Here is an 18522-nt window from a genome sequence, read left to right as displayed (position 1 = left end):
TGCGATTGAGGCTTCGATAGCCCATGCGCTAAAGGTACGACCCGCATCATTGCAGAGCCTGTTTTTGTCGGCTTTGTAAGGGCATGAGGCCTGAGCGCCACCTCAAAAAGTCGCCAGCATGGTGGACCAGTCGTCCTCGTCGTCCTTGAAACGGGCGCGGATGTCTAGCACCTGATCCCAAAGCTCGAAGAAGACGGCGACGCAGCCGGGGTCGAAGTGCAGGCCGGCATTGGTCTGGATATGGCGTTTGGAGGCCTCCAGGGTCCAGGCCGGCTTGTAGGGCCGGGCCGAGGTGAGGGCGTCGAACACATCGGCCACCGCCACGATGCGGCTGAACAGCGGGATCGCGTCGCCCTTGAGTCCCTGCGGGTAGCCGCTGCCGTCGAACTTCTCGTGGTGGCCCAGGGCGATGGCGGCGCCGGCCTGCAAGATGCTGGAGGAGCTGTCCTTGAGAATTTCGTAGCCAAAGCTGGCGTGCTTTTTCATCACCTCGAACTCGGCCGGCGTCAGGCGGCCGGGCTTGAGCAGGATGGCGTCGGCAATGCCGACCTTGCCGATGTCATGCAAGGGCGCGGCATGCAGCAGCAGTTCTTGCTCGTCCACCGACAGGCCCAGGCCGCGCGCGATCAGCTGTGAGTAATGCGCCATGCGCAGGATGTGGGCGCCGGTCTCGGGGTCGCGGTACTCGGCCGCTTTGGACAGGCGGATCACGGTTTCGCGCTCGCGCTCCAGGATGTCGGCCGTGGCCCGTTTGACCTCCTCGGCCAGGGTGTCGGCGCGCATGGCCAGCTGGCGCTGGGCGTCGTTGAGGGCCAAGAGATTGGTGGCGCGGGCCAGGAACTCGATGCGGTCCACCGGCTTGGTGAGGAAGTCACTGGCGCCGGCGTTGAGGGCGCGGTAGCGCACCTCTTTCTGGTCATTGGCCGTCACCATCAGGATGGGCAGGTTCTGTTTGCCCGGCGTGGCGCGCAGCTTGGTGATGAAGTCGATGCCGTTGAGCTCGGGCATCATGTAGTCGAGCACGATCAGATCCGGCTCATTGACCTGGGCCCAGGCCAGGGCTTGCAGGGGCTGGCTGAAGACGACGGCCGAGCTGCCGTAGAGCTTTTTGACCAAGGCTTCGAACAAGACCAGATTGATCTGGTTGTCGTCGACGATGAGGACTTGATGGGTCATGGTGGCGAGGCTCAGGTGGACGGGCTCAGCAGGGCTTGCAACAGCAGATCGACTTGCTCGGACAAGGCCTGGCTCAGTTCGAGCAAGCCTTCGCTTTGATTGAGGCTGGCCTGGGCTTCGATGCGTTCGGCCAACTGGGCGGCGGGCTTGGCGCCAAACATGCGCAGGGTGGATTTGGCCGCATGGCTGAGGTGCAGGGCCGGGCTCAGATCGCCCGAGGCCAGGCTGGCCCGAATGGCGGCCAGATCCAGCGGCCACTGCTGCACAAAGGTCTCGCGGATGATGTCCACCACCTCCTGGTCGACCTGGCTGAGGGCCTGGCGGTAATCAAAGGCCTCGGCCTTGGCCGTCGGGCGGGCCGGCGCCTGCACGGCGGGGCGGCCCGCAGCCATCGCCAGCGCCGCGGCCGGTGCTGGCAGCGGCCCTGGCCGCTCTTGCAGATATTGGGCCAGCAGGCTTTGGAAATCCTGCAGCTTGATGGGTTTGGAGATGAAGCCGTCCATGCCCGCAGCGGCGCAGCTGTCGCGGTCGCTTTGCATGGCATTGGCCGTCATGGCGATGATGGGGGTGCGCGGGCCGGTCTCGCTGGCGCGGTAGCGCCGGGTGGCTTCCAGGCCGTCCATCACCGGCATCATCATGTCCATCAAGACCAGATCGAAGCGGCGCAGGCCCAGCACGTTGAGCGCTTCCCGGCCGTTCTCCGCCAGGGTGACGCGGTGGCCCCAGCGCTTGAGCAGCATGAGGGCGAACTTCTGATTGACCGGGTGGTCCTCCACCAGCAGCACGTCCAGGCCCTCGATGGCCGGGCTGGGCGCGGGCGGGAGCAGGGCCGGTGTCGGCGGAGCCAGGCTGTGTTGCAGCAGGCGGCTGCAGAGCTGGGCCAGCTCGCTGCGCAAAAAGGGCTTGGACAGCTGGGCCGTCCAGCTCAGGCTTTGCAAGCGGCTCAGCAAGGCCAGCTCTTCCGGCTCGCCCCGGTTGCTCATGGCGCCCGATTTGAGGCCGGCCGAAACCAGCAGGATCAGCGGCATCTCGCCCAGCGAGCCGGCGCCGGGGGTCTCGGCGCTGTCGTCCAGGGAGGGCAGCAGATGGCTGAGCAAGGCGACGGTGTCGGGTAGATGGGCGTCGACCAGGGTCAGGTCGAAAGGCCGGTGCTGGGCCCGGGCATTTTGCAGCTGCAGCATGGCCGCCGCGCCCGAGGCTTCGTGGCTCACATCGGCGCCCAGGCTTTGTAGATGACGGCCCAGCAGTTGGCGGCTGAGGCGGTGGTCGTCCACCACCAGCACCCGCAGGCCTGCCAGGATTTGCAGAGGCTGCTCAGGGGCGAGGGTGGGGTCGGGCTCGTAGTCCAGCGCGAAATGGAAGTTGCTGCCACGGCCGGGTTCGCTGTCCACCCAGATGGCGCCGCCCAGGGCCTCGACCAGGCGGGAGGAGATGGTCAGGCCCAGGCCGGTGCCGCCATAGCGCCGGGTGATGGAGCCGTCCTCCTGCGCGAAGGCGTCGAAGACCTTGTCCAGCTTGTCGGCCGGGATGCCGATGCCGGAGTCGCTGATGGTGAAGACGTAGTTGGTGCGTGGCTCTACCGCGTCGTTGAGTTGCAGATGAATTTGAACCTCGCCCTGCTCGGTGAACTTGATGGCGTTGCCGACCAGATTGATCAGGATCTGGCGCAGGCGGCCGGGGTCACCCAGCACCTGCAGGGGCACGTCCGGCTCGATCTCGCAGATCAGCTCCAGGCCTTTGTCGGCGGCCCGCACGGACAAGGCCTTGAGGGTGTCGATGACGGTGCGCCCGAGATCGAAGGGGATCTTCTCAATCTCCAGCTTGCCGGCCTCGATCTTGGAGAAGTCCAGGATGTCGTTGATGACCCGCAGCAAGGAGTCGGAGCTGGACTTGACCAGGTCCAGATACTCACGCTGCTCGGCGCTCAGCGGGCTGTCCAGGGCCAGCTCGGTCATGCCTATGATGCCGTTCAAGGGCGTGCGAATCTCATGGCTCATATTGGCCAGGAAATCGGACTTGGCCCGGTTGGCGGCCTCAGCCCCTTCCTTGGCGCGGCGCAATTCCTCCGAGACCCGCTTGGCCTCGCTGATATCGGCCAGATAGCCGTTCCAGACGATGCCGCCGTCATTGGCTCGCTTGGGCTGGCCTTCGCCATGCACCCAGATCACATCGGATTTGCCGCGGTGAAAGAGCCGGAAGTCCATGGACCAGGGCCGCAGGCTTTGGGCCGATTGCATAAAGCTCAGGGCCAGGGCCTGGGCGTCCTCGGGGTGGACCAGGCGCATCATGTGGCGGGCGTCGCGCGTCACTTCCTCGCCGCTGACGCCGCAGATGCGTTCCAGGGCGCGGCTGGCGAAGGGGATGCTGCGATGACCCGAGGTGGAAAGATGGGCCTGGAACACGGCCACCGGAATGCTCTCGGTGATGTCGGCCAGGCGGGCACCGGTTTCTTTGAGCAGGGTCACGTCTTGCCAGATGCCGGTGAAGATCACCGAGCCATCCGCCGCCACCTCGGGCTCGGGTCGGATTTCACCGCGCAGCCAGCGGCGGCTGCCATCGCTCATCTGGATGCGGTAGTCGTCACGCCAGATGCCGCGCTGGGCCGCTGCATTCAGCACGCCCTGGACGCAGCGCTCGCGGTCTTCCTCGACGATCTGGCGGGCCGAGATCCTGCCGTCGGCCAGCAGGGCCGCCGGCTCCAGGCCGCGGATCTCGCGCAGGCGATCGCTGACAAAGGTGTAGCGGGTGCTGCCGGCCGCCACATTGACCTCGCAGCGGTAGACCACGCCCGGCACCGCATTGGTGATGCTCAAGAGCCTGGCCTCGGCCGCCTGCACCGCGGTTTCCATCAGCTTGCGCTGGGTGATCTCGGTGCGGATGGCGATGAACTGCACCGGCTGGCCGCTCTTGTCCTTGAGCGGCACGATGGTGGCCTGCACCCAGTAGAGCCCGCCCAGCTTGGCGCGGTTGCAGATCTCGCCATGCCAGACATCACCGGCCACGATGGTGTCCCACAGTTGGGTGAAGAAACTCCTGGGGTGGTAGCCCGAGTTGATCAGGCGGTGGTTCTTACCTATCAGTTCTTCGCGTGCGTAGCCGCTGATCTCGCAGAACTTGTCGTTGACGTAGCGAATGCTGCCGTCCACATCGGTGATGCTGACGATGCCGTGCTGGTCCAGCGCGAATTTTTGATTGGCCAACTCGGCCAGGGCCGTTTGCAGATGGCGTTGGCTCTCCACCCGCTCCCGCACCAGATGGGACATCAGCTGCGAGAGCGATTCCAGATTGTCGTCCTTGAGCGGCGGGGGCTCGGCGTCGATGGAGCGCAAAAGCCCCTGGGCGGTCTCGCGCAGGGAGTCGATGGCATGGGTGCGGCTGCTCAATTCACTGCGCAGGCGGTTGTTGCTTGAGCTCAACTCCACCGAGCTGAGTTCCAGGCTGCGGGTCTTGAGCTCCAGGTCACGGTCGCTCTGCTCGTAGGCCTCGCCCACTCTTTGCAAAAACATTTCCATGCCGGCCAAGGCCTTGGCGGCCTGGGGGGACAGGCCGTTCTGGCCGGCCAGCTGCTGCAGCTCCGCCAGCAACTCCGGCAGCTGCGCTTCTTCGCAGCCCAGGAGGCGCTTGCATTGACGGGCCAGGAGTTTGTGCATTGATGGAGTCAGGGGGGGATGTCCGGCCCGGCCACGGCAGGCGGCTCAGCAGCGCCGGGCACCAGGCGTTCAGGTCTCGGCCAGATGGGTGATGGTCATGGTTTGGTTATGCAGCTTGCAGTTGCTGCTGCCCACAAAGGGGCTGATCTCGCCGTAGGAGTAGAAACCGGCCAGGGTCGCCCCTTGCTTGAACACATCGCCCACCGCCTCGACCTCCTCATCGACCCGGCCGCCCATCACCAGCTTGCGGCCCACACAGCTGACCAGCAAGACCAGGCTGTCGCCCCCGGCCGCGCTGGCGCGCAGTGTTTCCATCTGCTGGGCCGCCATGGCCGCCGATTCTGCCCCTTCGACCAGGGCGTCGGTACTGGCATGCATCAAACGGAGATAGCCTTCGGGGTCGATATCGCCGGCCAGCGTCATGCTGCCGGCCGCCTCGTCCACGCCAAGAATGGTACGGATCAGGCCCACCTCGTTGTGGTCGCTGCCCAGCATGGCGAAGGGGAAGAGCAGGCCGGAGGCGGGCAGATCCTTGGCGTAGTCGCCCAGATAGCGCTTGTAGATTTCCAGGGCGGGCTCGCCGTCCAGCTCGAACAGCACATTGTTCTCGGCCCGGGTCACCTTGCGGGCCGGGCCAAAGGGCGACCAACCCCCGAAGGAGCCATGCGAGAAGCTCAGGCGGGGGCCGTAAAAACCCAGGCAGACCAGCTGGTCCTTGCGCACACCGGCGCTGCCCAGCACCCAGGTTTCCTTGAAGGCCGCCGCGTCACCGGCCAGGCCGCCGACGAGGGGGATGTGGGCGCCCAAGGCCTGGGTCAGGCCCTGAATCATGGCGCTGCCGTTGATCTCCACGCCCTGGCCCAAGACCAGCACGGCGCGCAGATCGGTCTTGGGCAGCTGGCTGCCCATCAGATGGCCAGCGTCCTGGGAGTCGGCCATGTCCAGCAGGCGGGCGCTGGACTCCAGCACCCGCGTGCCTTGCTCAAAGTGCAGGGCGGTGACCACACAGCTTTGGTCGCTGACACCCTCGTTGGAAATTTCACCTGCCGTGGTGCAGCCGGCCCGCGCGGCGTGGGGGAAGAGTTCGGTCAAGGGGCTGTTGATGGCCTGCAAAAGCCCGGCCGGCGCAAACACCAGCAGCAGATCGGGCGCGAGGGCTTGCAGAGGCAGCAGCCCGGCTCTGAGGTCCTGGCTCTCACGCAAAATCACTTGGGCAACTTTCATGGCAGCTTCCCTGGCTGTTGAGTGGGCGGATCAAGCGCCAGGGATTCACGCGGGCCCTGGCTAACTGATTCATTGTGCATCAGGGCCCGGCCCGCAGCGCCCCATTTCGGGGCCACTTTTGCCCTGCATTTCGTGCAGGATTCCAGCATTCCTGGCCGCAGCTGGCCTATGGTGAAATGGGCATTGGATGGGTCGCTGCATGGCCCGCCAGCGCAAACCTCGTTCTGGCCTCGGAGTCCTTCTTGAAACCTGCCGCCTCTGACCCCGCATCGGCCCCCGCATCGGCGCCCGCATCGGCAAGCCTGCCCACGCTGTCGCGCCCCACCGGCTTGGAGGCCTTGATGCCGCATGGGCCGCTGGAAGGGGTGGATGAGTCCACCTGGATGGACGTGATTCACAAGATGGACGAGGTCTACACCCAGCTGATTCACGACGAGGTGGAGCTGGAGAAGAAGAACAGCGAACTGGAGCAGTCGCAGCAGTTCATCTTCAGCGTGCTGACGGCCATGTCCGACGTGCTGCTGGTTTGCAATGAGCGCGGCCTGATCGAGGAAACCAATGCCGCCCTGTGCGAGCTGGTGGGCCGCAGCGACGCCCAGCTGCGCGGCACCTCCATCTTCGACCTGCTGGCCGACGAGGCCAGTGTGCAGCGCGCCCGCCTGGTGCTGGCCAAGCCCGACCCCTCGCGGCGCGGTGAGGGCTTGGAGCTCAATCTGCGCGATGCCGCCCAGCACAGTATTTCGGTGGATGCCAATTGCACGCCGCGGGTGGCGGCCAATGGCCGACGGGTGGGCACGGTGTTTGTGGCCCGGCCCACGGCCGAGCTCAAGCGCGCATATCAAGAATTGCGGGTCGCCCACGAGGCCTTGAAGCGGGCCCAGCAGCAACTGCTGCACTCCGAAAAAATGGCCTCCCTGGGCCGCCTGGTCGCCGGGGTGGCGCATGAGCTCAACAATCCGATCAGCTTTGTGCTGGGCAATGTTCATGCCTTGGCGCGCTATCTGCAGCGTCTGCGCAGCTATCTGGACGCGGTGCATGAGGGCGCCACGCCCGAGGCGCAGGCGGCCCTGCGAGTCAAGCTGCGCATCGACCATCTACTTGCCGATCTGCCTTCCCTGATCGAGGGCACGCTGGAAGGCGCCCAGCGCACCACCGACATCGTCGGCAGCCTGAAGCGTTTCTCGGCCATGGACCGGGACGCGCGCGAGGCCGTGCCCTTGCACGAGGTGATCGAGCGCTCGGTGCACTGGATCAGCAAGGGCGCGGCGCCCGATTTCGAGCTGCATTGGCGGCCCGACCCCAGCTGCGTGGTGATGGGCAATGCCGGGCAGTTGCAGCAGGTCTTGATGAATCTGTTGCAGAACGCCTTGGACGCGGCAACGGCGGCGGGGCGCTCGCCGGTCAAGGTCTGGATCACGGCCGAGAAGCTGCAGGTGGACGGCCAGGAACGCCTGCTGCTGCGCCTGCGCGACAACGGCCCCGGCGTGCCGGAGCCGCATCTGTCTTGCATCTTCGAGCCTTTTTTCACCACCAAGCCGGTGGGCAAGGGCACGGGCCTGGGGCTGTCCATCAGCTACGGCCTGGTGGAGCAGCATGGTGGGCGCCTGAGCGTGCGCAATGCGCCGGAGGGTGGGGCGGAGTTTTTGCTGGAGCTGCCCCTGGTTTGAGGGCCGCGATTCAGCGCACCCGGAACACGCTCATGGCCTGTACCAGGTCGGCGGCCTGCCGGCTCAGGCTGGCCGAGGCCACGGCGGATTCCTCCACCAGGGCTGCGTTTTGTTGGGTGACTTGATCGAGCTGGTTGATGGCCGTGCTGACCTGGCCGATGCCGGCGCTTTGCTCGGTGGAAGAGTTGCCGATCTGGTTGATCAGACCGCTGAGTTGATTGACCTGCTGGACGATGGCGGCCATGGTGCTGCCGGCCTCGCCCACCAATTGATTGCCGGTGGAGACGCGTTCCACGCTGTCGGAGATCAGGGTCTTGATTTCCTTGGCTGCCAGGGCGCTGCGTTGGGCCAGGGTGCGCACCTCGGTGGCCACGACCGCAAAGCCGCGACCCTGCTCACCGGCGCGGGCCGCTTCGACGGCGGCGTTCAAGGCCAGGATATTGGTCTGGAAGGCGATGCCGTCGATGACGGAGATGATGTCCGAAATCTTGTTGCTGGCCTGCGAGATCTCGTTCATGGTGTGCACCACTCGCTCCACCACGACGCCGCCCTTGGCCGCCACATCACCGGCCGAGCGGGCCAGCTGCGTCACCTCGGACACGGTGGCCGAGTTGCTCTGCACGGTGGCGGTCAGTTCCTCCATGGAGGCGGCGGTCTGCTCCAGATTGGCGGCCTGCTCTTCGGTGCGCTGTGACAGGTCTTGATTGCCACCCGCGATCTGCGAGGCGCCGCTGGCGATTTGTGCGCTGGACTGCAAGACCGAGCCGACGGTGTCGCGCAGCTGCAAGGTCATCTGCTGCAAGGCCTGCTGCAACTCGCCCACCTCATCTTTGCGGGTGATCTCAACATCGCTGCTGAGATTGCCCGAGGCCACGGTGCGGGCCAGGGCGACGGCATTGCGAATCGGCGGCACGATGGAGCGCGTCACCAACCAGGCGCAGGCAGCTGCCAGCAAGACGCCGGCGATGCCCATCAAACTCATCAGCCAGGTGGTGCTGCTCACCGCAGCATCGGCGTCTTCGCCGGAGGCGCTCATCAAGTCTTCTTCAAACTTGATGAATTGGTCAAGAACCTGCATGTACTTCAGCTGCTCGGGCCGCAATTTGTCATGCAAGTAATTGCTAAGTTGCGCGGTATCGCCGCCGTCGTGCACCATTTTCTCGAACTTGTCGAGGCTGTCGACAAAGGTCTGCCGGGCGGCTTGGACTGAGGCAAAGCGGCGCTTGCCCTCTTCGTTGCTGAGCAAGTCCTCGACTTTCTTGAAGGACACCCCCAGCTCGCTACGGGCCTGGTTGATCTCCTTGATCTCGGCCTCGCGTTCGCTAGGGCGGGTGAAGATGATCAGATTGCGGGAGGCGCGGGCTTCGAAATTGATGTGGTCCTTGATCTCGGTGACCAGCTTGACCTTGACATAACGGTCGTGATTGATCAGATCGATGTTTTTCTTGACCTCGGACAAACCCAGCCTGGCCGTGAGCAGCAAGGCCAGCATGATCAGCACCATCAAGGAAAAGGCCAGCGCGAGCCGTTTGCCTAGGCTGAGTTCGTTGAAGGAAAACATGGTTGACTCCGCTTGCGATGGAAATCCCTGCCCTGGCCGCACGACTATTGAGGAGCTTTTGCTAATGGCTCACTTCTGCGGTGAGTTGGACGATGCGCGCGGCGTGTTCGATTGGACTTGATCTGGCGCAAGTCGGAGTCCCATTTGGGACGTAATTTTTTTGCAGTCCGGTGTTTCGTGAGTTCCTTGACAAATGAGCGGGCAGCTTGCTGAACCGCCGGCGGCCATGCGTCGGGATTTGTCGTCAGCAGGGCACAGACGAGCGGGGGCGGCGTGCGCGATTCAGCGGTAGCGCTTGACCATTTCGTTCAGCGGCACCGGCTTGATCTTGGCTGCCATGCCCAGGCAGCCGAATGCGGCATAGCGCGCCTCACAGATCTCGCGGGCGGCTTGGGTGGCGGCCTTGAGGAATTTGCGCGGGTCGAACTCGCGTTTGTCTTGCTGCAGGGCGCGGCGCAGGGCGCCCGTCATGGCCAGGCGGATGTCGGTGTCGATATTGATTTTGCGCACGCCAAACTGGATGCCGCGGCGGATTTCCTCGACCGGCACGCCATAGGTCTGGGGCATATCGCCGCCGAATTCACGGATCAGCTGCAACCACTCCTGCGGCACGCTGCTGGCGCCGTGCATGACCAGATGGGTTTGCGGCAGGCGTTTTTGGATTGCCTGGATGCGGGCAATCGCCAGGATCTCGCCGGTGGGTTGGCGGCTGAATTTGTAGGCGCCGTGGCTGGTGCCGATGGCGATGGCCAGGGCGTCCACCCCGGTCTTGGTGACGAAATCGGCCGCCTGCTCGGGGTCTGTGAGCATCTGCTCATGGCTGAGCTGACCCTCGGCGCCGACGCCGTCTTCCTCGCCGGCCTGGCCGGTTTCCAGTGAGCCCAGGCAACCCAACTCGCCCTCGACCGAGACGCCCACCGCATGGGCCATCTCGACCACCCGCCGGCTCACCTCGACGTTGTACTCATAGCTGGCCGGGGTTTTTGCGTCTTCGCGCAGCGAGCCGTCCATCATCACGCTGGAAAAACCCGAGCGAATCGCCTGCATGCACACGGCCGGGCTGGCGCCATGGTCCTGGTGCATGACGATGGGCAAATCGGGGTACATCTCCACCGCCGCTTCGATCATCTTGCGCAAGAAAGGCTCGCCCGCATAACTGCGCGCGCCTGCCGAGGCCTGCAGAATGACCGGGCTCATGCAGTGCTGGGCGGCCTGCAAAATGGCCTGGATCTGCTCCAGATTGTTGACGTTGAAGGCCGGCACGCCATAGCCGTGCTCGGCGGCGTGGTCCAGGACCTGACGCAGTGAAACCAGTGCCATAAGAACTCCTTGTCTGTCTGAATATTGAATTAGGCTTTGCTCAGCAAACCTTGCACGGCCTGCACCACGGCCTCGGCCGTGATGCCGAAATGCCGGTACAGCTCAGGTGCCGGGGCCGACTCGCCGAAGGTGCGCATGCCGATGACTGCGCCGCGGCGGCCCACGTATTTGCGCCAGAAGTCGGGGTGAGCCGCCTCGATGGCGACGGCAGGCAGGTCCAGCGGCAGCACCTGCTCTTGATAGGCCGCGTCCTGTGCGTCGAAGCGCGAGCTGCAGGGCATGGAGACCACGCGGCAGGCAATACCCAGCTCGGCCAGCTGAGTTTGGGCCGCCACGGCCAGTTGCACCTCAGAGCCGGTGGCGAGAATCAGGGCTTGCGGCTTGGGCGCGTCGCGCAAGATGTAGGCCCCGCGCGCTATGCCATGGGCTTGGTCGGCGCGGCTCAGGGGCGGCAGGTTTTGGCGCGAGAGCACCAGGGCGCTGGGGCCGTCGCGGCGCTGCAGGGCGATGCTCCAGGCCAGGGCCGTCTCTTGCGCATCGCAGGGCCGCCAGACATCCAGGCCGGGGATGATGCGCAAGCTGGGCACATGCTCGACGGCTTGGTGGGTGGGGCCGTCCTCGCCCAGGCCAATGCTGTCGTGGGTGAAGACATGGATGACTTGCAGCTTCATCAGCGCGGCCATGCGGATGGCATTGCGGCTGTAGTCGCTGAAGGTCAAAAAGGTGCCACCGTAGGGGATGAAGCCGCCGTGCAAGGCCATGCCGTTCATCAGGGCGGCCATGCCGAACTCGCGCACGCCGTAGCTCAGATGATTGCCCGCCTGGTCGCGTGCGGCGCGGCTGCAGCCCTTGAAATTGGTGAGGTTGGAGCCGGTCAGGTCGGCGCTGCCGCCAAAAATCTCGGGCAGCAAGGGGGCCAAGGCGTCCAAGGCTAACTGGCTGGACTTGCGGGTGGCGAGCGCCTGCGGGGCGGCGGCCAGGGCTTGCAGCTTGGCCGCCAGTTCATGCTGGAAGGCAGCAGGCAGATCGCCGCGCCAGCGGCGCTCCAGCTCCTCGGCCAGCTCGGGGTATTCGCTGCGATAGGCTTCAAAGCGCAGGCGCCAGACCTGCTCGGCCGTGCGCCCCCGCTCCAGGGCCGACCAGGCGCTGGCCAGCTCGGTCGGCACCTCGAAGGGCGCGGCTGTCCAGTCCAGGGCCTCGCGCATGGCTTGGGTCTCCGTCGCACCCAAGGGCGCGCCATGCACATCGTGACCGCCTGCTTTGGTGGGCGCGCCCTTGCCGATCTGGGTCTGGCAGCAGATCAGGGTGGGGCGGCCACCCGGTTTGCTCGATTGTTCGCGGGCTTGCTCGATGGCGGCATCCACCGCGGCGGGGTCGTGGCCGTCCACCTTGGCGATCACCTTCCAGCCATAGGCCTCGAAGCGGGCCGGCGTGTCGTCGGTGAACCAGCCCTGCACCTCGCCATCGATGGAGATGCCGTTGTCGTCGTAGAGCGCGATCAGCTTGGACAGGCGCAGGGTGCCGGCCAGGCTGCAGGCCTCGTGGCTGATGCCTTCCATCAAGCAGCCGTCGCCCAAGAAGACATAGCTGTTGTGATTGATCACCGCATGGCCGGGGCGGTTGAATTCCTCGGCCAGCAGTTTCTCGGCCAAGGCCATGCCCACCGCATTGGCCAGGCCTTGGCCCAGCGGGCCGGTGGTGGTTTCTACACCTGGGGTCAGGCCTTGCTCGGGGTGGCCGGGGGTGAGGCTGTGCAGCTGCCGGAACTTCTTCAGCTCCTCAATCGGCAAGTCATAGCCCGTCAGATGCAAGAGCGCGTAGAGCAGCATGGAGGCATGGCCGTTGGACAGCACAAAGCGGTCGCGGTCCGGCCAGCTGGGGTGGCTGGGGTTGTGTTTGAGGTGGCGGGTCCAGAGCACGGTGGCCATTTCGGCCATGCCCAGCGGCGCGCCGGGGTGGCCGCTTTGCGACTTTTCGATCGCATCCACCGCCAGAAAGCGGATGGCGTGGGCCATGCGCGTGAGCGCCGGTGCGTCGAGCTTGGACAGATGGGCTGTGATGCTCATGCCATGCTCCCGGCTTCGCTGGAGATGGCCTTTTTGCGCCGCTCCATCATGCGCCAGATAAAGGGGGTGAAGATCAGCTGCATGGCCAGCTCCATCTTGCCGCCGGGCACGACGATGGTGTTGGCGCGCGACATAAAGCTGTTGTGAATCATGTTCAGCAGATAGGGAAAGTCGATGCCCTTGGGCTGGGCGAAGCGGATCACCACCATGCTTTCATCCGGGGCCGGAATCTCCCGTGCAATAAACGGGTTGGAGGTGTCTACACAGGGCACGCGCTGGAAGTTCACATGGGTGTGAGCGAACTGCGGGCAGATGTAGTGCACATAGTCCGGCATGCGGCGCAAGATGGTGTCGGTGACGGCCTCGGTGCTGTAGCCGCGGCTGGACTTGTCGCGGTAGAGCTTTTGAATCCACTCCAGATTGATGACGGGCACGACGCCGATCAGTAAGTCAGGGTATTGCGCGATGTTCAGCTCAGGTGTGACGACGGCGCCGTGCAGGCCTTCGTAGAAGAGCAGGTCGGTGTCCGGGCTCAGGTCTTGCCAGGGCGTGAAGGTGCCGGGCTTTTGATTGAAGGGCGCGGCTTCTTTCTCGTCGTGCAGGTATTTGCGGCTTTGGCCTCGGCCGGTGCGGGCGTAGTCGCTGAACAGCGCTTCCAGCTCGGCAAACATATTGTTCTCCGGCCCGAAGTGGCTGAAGTGCTGGTTGCCGGAGGCCTCGGCCTCGGCCTGGCGGATCTTCATCTCGGCGCGGTCATAGCGGTGAAAGCTGTCGCCTTCGATCAGGGCGGCTTTGACGCTCTCGCGGCGGAAGATGTTCTCGAAGGTGCGGGTGACCGAGGTAGTGCCGGCGCCGGATGAACCGGTGATGGCGATGATGGGGTGGCGGACTGACATGATGGGGCTCGCTTTTCTTGTGTTCTTGATCAGACGCGGAACAGGCTGCGCTCGCTGAAGAGCGGGTTGTCTTCGATCTTGACCGGCGGCTCGGCGTGGTAGCGCTCGATGCGCTCCACCTCGTGGCGCGAGCCGAACACCAGGCCTATGCGTTGGTGCAGCTGCGTGGGCTTTTCCTTCAACACCGGGCTGTAGCCAGTGCTGGCGCGGCCACCGGCTTGTTCGATCAGAAAGCCGATCGGGTTGGCCTCGTAGAGCAGGCGCAGACGGCCGGGCTTGCTGGCGTCCTTGTTGTCGCGTGGGTAGAGGAAGACGCCGCCCCGGGTCAGGATGCGGTGGGCCTCGGCCACCATGGAGGCGATCCAGCGCATATTGAAGTCCTTCTCGCGCGGGCCGGACTTGCCGGCCAGGCATTCGTCCACAAAGCGCTTGACCGGCGCCTCCCAGAAGCGGCTGTTGGAGGCGTTGATGGCAAATTCTTGCGTGCTGGGCGGCACCTGCATCTTGGGATGGGTGAGCATGAACTCGCCCAGGTCTTTGTCCAGGGTGAATCCCGCCACGCCGTCGCCCACGCTCAGCACCAGCATGGTGGCCGGGCCGTAGAGGGCGTAACCAGCGGCCACCTGCTCGCTGCCGGGCTGCAGAAAGTCGGCCTCGGTCAAGTCACCGTCTTTGGCTGGTGCGCGCAAGATGGAAAAAATGCTGCCCACGGTGAGGTTGACGTCGATATTGCTGGAGCCGTCCAGCGGGTCGAAGACCAAGAGGTAGTTGCCCTTGGGATAGGCGGCAGGAATGGGGTAGGGGGCTTCCAGCTCTTCCGAGGCCATGCCGGCCAGGTGGCCGCCCCATTCATTGATGCGCAAGAAGTAGTCGTTGGCCAGCACATCGAGTTTTTGCTGGGTCTCGCCTTGCACATTGATGCTTTTGTCACCTTGTTCGCTGGCATGGGCGCCATGTACGCCCGCCAGAGCGCCCTGGCCCACGGCGCGGGCAATCGCTTTGCAGGCCATGGCCACGTCCAGGATCAGGGCGTTGAAGTTGCCGCTGGCGGCGGGGAAACGGCGGCGTTGCTCGATTAAATACTGGGTGAGGGTTTGGCGTCCGGTCAGGGGCATGGCAGTCTCCGCAATGGTTTTGAATGGGGTGTGAGCAAGGCCTGGGCCAGCGGGCGGCGTCGGCTCAGCAGCTCAGGGAAAGGCCTGAGCTGTGGGGGCTGCGGCGGGCCAGACCGTCCTGCGCAAAGCGCTGGCGCAATTCGCTCAGGCGGGGCAGCGGGGCGCGCTCACCCGCCTCATGCAGCCACCAGGCCAGGCGGAAATCCTGGCCCCGGGTATAGGCCGTGGGTGAGACCAAGGTGGGCAGGCCGGCAGCAGCGGCGGCGCGCAGTCCGATCTCGGAGTCTTCGATCGCCAGGCAGGCCGCAGCCGGCAGGTTCAGCTGGGCCAGCACCTGTTGATAAACCAAGGGGTCGGGTTTCTTACGGGTGGCGCTGGCGCCATCGCCTATGGCCGCGAACCAGCGCCGCCACAGCGAGCCCAGCTGGGGCCGCAGCAAGGCCTCGACATTGGCCGGCGTCGTCGTGGTGGCCAGGGCCAGGGGCAGGCCGAGTTGGGCCGCGCCTTCCAATAAGTCCAGCACGCCGGGGCGCAGGGGCAGGCGGTTTTGCGCCAAGGCCTCGGTGTAGAACTGGGTTTTGAGGGCGTGAATCTCTGCAATGCAGACCTGAACCTCTTCACTGCCGGCGGTGGCCGGCTCGTGCATCTGCCAAAAATGGGCGATGCGCTCACGTCCACCTGCCACTTTGAGCAGGCGGGTGTAAAGCTGCTGATCCCAGTGCCAGCCCAGCTTGAGGTGGGCAAAAGCCTTGTTGAAGGCTTGGAGATGGGCGGATTCGGTGTCGGCCAGGGTGCCGTCCACATCAAAGACCAGGGCTTGCAGCATGGGAGGCTCCCTCCTTGTTGTTGGAGAACAGGCGGCTGGCCAGGATGTCGGCCGGCGCCAGGGTCGTGAGTTCGCTGGCGCTCAGCTCGCGATGCGGGTCGGCGAAGAGCCGGCTGGCCTGACGCAAGCGCATGCGATCCAAGGCATTGCGCACGCTGCGGGCATTGGCGAACTGAGGCTGGGTGAGGCGCAGCTCCAAGTACTGGGCAAAGGCCTCTTGCGCGCCGGGGCCGAAGCGGTAATTGGCCTCGGTCAACATGGTTTGCGCGATCTGCATCAGTTCCTCGGCCGAGTAGTCGGGGAATTCGAGGTGATGCGCGATGCGCGAGCGCATGCCGGGGTTGGACTGGAAAAAGATGTCCATGCGGTCTTCGTAGCCGGCCAGGATGACGACCAAATCGTCACGGTGGTTTTCCATCATCTGCAAGAGGATCTCGATCGCCTCCTGGCCGTAGTCGCGCTCGTTCTCGGGGCGATAGAGGTAGTAGGCCTCGTCGATGAAGAGCACGCCGCCCATGGCCCGCTTGATGACCTCGCGGGTCTTGGGCGCCGTGTGGCCGATGTATTGGCCGACCAAATCGTCCCGGGTCACCGAGACCACATGGCCTTTGCGGATGTAACCCAGGCGATGCAGGATGGTGGCCATGCGGCCGGCCACCGTGGTCTTGCCGGTGCCTGGGTTGCCGGTGAAGCACATATGCAGGCTGGGCGCCTGCGCGGCCAGGCCGAAGTTCAGGCGCAGCTTGGCGATCACCAGCAGGGCGGCGATATCGCGGATGCGCGCCTTGACGCTGGCCAGGCCCACCAGCTCCTCGTCCAGTTCCTGCAGCACGCTTTCCACCTGGGTCTCGGCCAACACCGCCGCCACCGAGCGGGCTTGGCTCAGGGCCGGGGCGTCTGGCTCAGGCCTGGCGCTGGCTGGGCCGGGCATGCTGCTGCCGGGAATGAAAAAGCGTGGGGCGTTCATGGCCGTGATGAGCTTGCAGGTCTGGGCGGAGGGTCAGGTCTTGCTAGGGCTGCCGTAGCGCTCGCCTTCGGGCCGATGGGCGGCATAGCCCCGCGTGCTGTAGCGGATGCTGCGGCCGTTGACCTCCTGGCGCTCCAGCATGAAGCCGGGTTCGCGCTCGGGGCGGTTGACGATGAAGCTCATGGCGATGGTCTCGACGCCACGGGTGGAGTCAAAGGCCATCAGGCGGATGTACTGGCCCGGCACGGCCTTGCGGCAGGCTTGCAGCTCCATCATCACGGCGGCAGCGTCATGCAGGTCGAACATGGGGTTGCCATACATGCTCCAGTAGGTGTTGCGGGGGTGCGGGTCGTCGGTGTACTCGATGCTCCAGGCATAGCCCTTGGCCAGGCCGTAGCTGATCTGCAGGCCGATTTCTTCGTCCGTCAGCGGGGGCAGGAAGCTGAACTGGCCTTGGGTGATCAGGCCGGTGGGGTTGCTCATCATGGTGTGCTGCTCCAATTAAAAGTTAGCTCAACGAGGGCGTTGGGGCGTAGTCACTGGAATCGGTGGAGGCGTAGTTGAAGCTGATCTCGCCCCAGGTATCGAGCGCCGCGCGCAGCGGGCTGCAGTGGCGGGCGGCTTCGCGCAGGATGGCCGGGCCCTCAAGCAGGATGTTGCGGCCCTCGTTTCGGGCCTTGACCATGGTCTCCAGCGCGACCCGGTTGGCCACGGCACCGGCTTGGATGCCCATGGGGTGACCGATGGTTCCGCCGCCGAACTGCATGATCACGTCGTCACCAAACAGATCCAGCAGCTGGTGCATCTGGCCGGCGTGGATGCCGCCGGAGGCGACCGGCATGATCTTCTTCAGATCGGCCCAGTCCTGGTCGAAGAAGAGGCCGCGCGGCAGATCGGTATGGGTGTAGCTGTCACGGCACAAGTTGTAATAGCCTTGCACGGTCAGCGGCTCGCCTTCCAGCTTGCCCACAGCGGTGCCGGTGTGCAGATGGTCGCAACCGGCCAGACGCAGCCATTTGGTGATGACGCGGAAGCTCACGCCATGGTTTTTTTGCCGCGTGTAGGTGCCGTGGCCGGCGCGGTGCATATGCATGATCATGTCGTTCTTGCGGCACCAGTTGGCCATGGACTGGATGGCGGTCCAGCCGATCACCAGGTCCACCATCACCACCACCGAGCCCAGCTCCTTGGCCAACTCGGCGCGCTCATACATGTCTTCCATGGTGGCGGCGGTGATGTTGAGATAGCTGCCCTTGACCTCGCCCGTCTCGGCGCTGGCCTTGTTGACCGCGTCCATCACGAACAGGAAACGATCACGCCAGTGCATAAAGGGCTGGCTGTTGATGTTCTCGTCGTCCTTCATGAAGTCCAGGCCGCCCTTGAGGCCTTCATAGACCACACGGCCGTAGTTGCGGCCCGACAGACCCAACTTGGGCTTGGTGGTGGCACCCAAGAGGGGGCGGCCGAATTTGTCCAGGCGCTCGCGCTCCACCACCAGGCCGGTCGGTGGGCCTTTGAAGGTTTTGACGTAGGCCACCGGGATGCGGATGTCTTCCAAGCGGGCGGCCTTCAGGGGCTTGAAGCTGAACACATTGCCGATCAGGCTGGCCGTCATATTGGCGATGGAGCCTTCCTCGAACAGGATCAGGTCATAGGCCACATAGGCGAAGTACTGGCCGGGGTTGCCGGGCACGGGCTCGACCTTGTAGGCCTTGGCACGGTAGCTGTCGCAGGCGGTCAGGCGGTCGGTCCACACCACCGTCCAGGTGGCGGTGCTGGATTCACCGGCCACGGCTGCGGCTGCTTCTTCCGGGTCCACGCCCTCTTGCGGGGTGATGCGGAAGAGGCAGAGGGTGTCCGTGTCCTTGGGCTGATAGTCGGGCACCCAATAGCCCATCTGGCGGTATTTGAGGACGCCGGCGCTGTAGCGCTTCTTGGCGTCGGTGATCTCGGTCGTGGTGTCGATCTGGCTGCTCATCGGCTGCTCCTGGCTGGTCGCGGTTCGGATGAGGCCCAATGTAAAAATCGGCAGAACTAAAGTAAATTCATTGATT

The 18522-nt window shown here is 64.7% G+C and carries 13 protein-coding genes; 1 reads left to right on the top strand and 12 read right to left on the bottom strand.

Annotated features, from left to right (window positions below):
* Positions 1 to 102 precede the first annotated feature (102 nt).
* The 3 genes from DBR47_RS17150 to DBR47_RS17140 all read right to left on the bottom strand — a co-directional run bounded on the left by DBR47_RS17150 (position 103) and on the right by DBR47_RS17140 (position 6050).
* Positions 103 to 1176, bottom strand: coding sequence for an HD domain-containing phosphohydrolase (locus DBR47_RS17150; RefSeq protein WP_124452276.1), 1074 nt, complete (start codon positions 1174 to 1176; stop codon positions 103 to 105).
* A gap of 11 nt (positions 1177 to 1187) precedes the next feature.
* Positions 1188 to 4826 (bottom strand): PAS domain-containing protein, encoded by a 3639-nt coding sequence (locus DBR47_RS25375; RefSeq protein WP_124452274.1) that lies wholly within the window; start codon positions 4824 to 4826, stop codon positions 1188 to 1190.
* Positions 4827 to 4895: 69 nt separating this feature from the next.
* Positions 4896 to 6050 (bottom strand): FIST signal transduction protein, encoded by a 1155-nt coding sequence (locus DBR47_RS17140; protein WP_124452272.1) that lies wholly within the window; start codon positions 6048 to 6050, stop codon positions 4896 to 4898.
* A gap of 341 nt (positions 6051 to 6391) precedes the next feature.
* Here DBR47_RS17140 and DBR47_RS17135 point away from each other — a divergent pair, with 341 nt between their 5' ends.
* Positions 6392 to 7717, top strand: coding sequence for a sensor histidine kinase (locus DBR47_RS17135; RefSeq protein ID WP_124452703.1), 1326 nt, complete (start codon positions 6392 to 6394; stop codon positions 7715 to 7717).
* Positions 7718 to 7727: 10 nt separating this feature from the next.
* Here the strand turns inward: DBR47_RS17135 and DBR47_RS17130 are convergent, their stop codons facing one another.
* The 9 genes from DBR47_RS17130 to DBR47_RS17090 all read right to left on the bottom strand — a co-directional run bounded on the left by DBR47_RS17130 (position 7728) and on the right by DBR47_RS17090 (position 18446).
* Positions 7728 to 9278 carry a methyl-accepting chemotaxis protein gene (locus DBR47_RS17130; RefSeq protein WP_124452270.1) on the bottom strand — a complete coding sequence of 517 codons (1551 nt, stop codon included), beginning with the start codon at positions 9276 to 9278 and terminating at the stop codon, positions 7728 to 7730.
* A gap of 282 nt (positions 9279 to 9560) precedes the next feature.
* On the bottom strand, positions 9561 to 10598 hold the full coding sequence (gene fba / locus DBR47_RS17125; RefSeq protein ID WP_124452268.1) for a class II fructose-bisphosphate aldolase: 1038 nt from the start codon (positions 10596 to 10598) through the stop codon (positions 9561 to 9563).
* Between the two features lie 29 nt (positions 10599 to 10627).
* The gene (gene tkt / locus DBR47_RS17120; RefSeq protein WP_124452266.1) at positions 10628 to 12664 is read right to left on the bottom strand and encodes a transketolase; all 2037 of its coding nucleotides are present in this window, start codon (positions 12662 to 12664) and stop codon (positions 10628 to 10630) included.
* Positions 12661 to 13560 (bottom strand): phosphoribulokinase, encoded by a 900-nt coding sequence (locus tag DBR47_RS17115; RefSeq protein ID WP_124452264.1) that lies wholly within the window; start codon positions 13558 to 13560, stop codon positions 12661 to 12663. Before DBR47_RS17115 ends, tkt begins: the two co-directional genes overlap by 4 nt.
* 29 nt (positions 13561 to 13589) lie before the next feature.
* Positions 13590 to 14675, bottom strand: a complete 1086-nt coding sequence (locus DBR47_RS17110; RefSeq protein ID WP_124452262.1) for a class 1 fructose-bisphosphatase — start codon at positions 14673 to 14675, stop codon at positions 13590 to 13592.
* Positions 14676 to 14739: 64 nt separating this feature from the next.
* Positions 14740 to 15501 (bottom strand): HAD-IA family hydrolase, encoded by a 762-nt coding sequence (locus DBR47_RS17105; protein ID WP_231512361.1) that lies wholly within the window; start codon positions 15499 to 15501, stop codon positions 14740 to 14742.
* Complete coding sequence (gene cbbX, locus DBR47_RS17100) at positions 15479 to 16468, bottom strand: CbbX protein (protein ID WP_124452260.1); 990 nt, start codon at positions 16466 to 16468, stop codon at positions 15479 to 15481. Before cbbX ends, DBR47_RS17105 begins: the two co-directional genes overlap by 23 nt.
* A gap of 33 nt (positions 16469 to 16501) precedes the next feature.
* The gene (locus tag DBR47_RS17095) at positions 16502 to 16954 is read right to left on the bottom strand and encodes a ribulose bisphosphate carboxylase small subunit (protein ID WP_124452258.1); all 453 of its coding nucleotides are present in this window, start codon (positions 16952 to 16954) and stop codon (positions 16502 to 16504) included.
* 22 nt (positions 16955 to 16976) lie between these two features.
* On the bottom strand, positions 16977 to 18446 hold the full coding sequence (locus tag DBR47_RS17090; RefSeq protein ID WP_124452256.1) for a form I ribulose bisphosphate carboxylase large subunit: 1470 nt from the start codon (positions 18444 to 18446) through the stop codon (positions 16977 to 16979).
* Positions 18447 to 18522 lie beyond the last annotated feature (76 nt).

Source organism: Paucibacter sp. KBW04, assembly GCF_003852425.1.
GTDB lineage: Bacteria > Pseudomonadota > Gammaproteobacteria > Burkholderiales > Burkholderiaceae_C > Paucibacter_A.
This window is presented reverse-complemented; position numbering and strand designations above follow the sequence as displayed.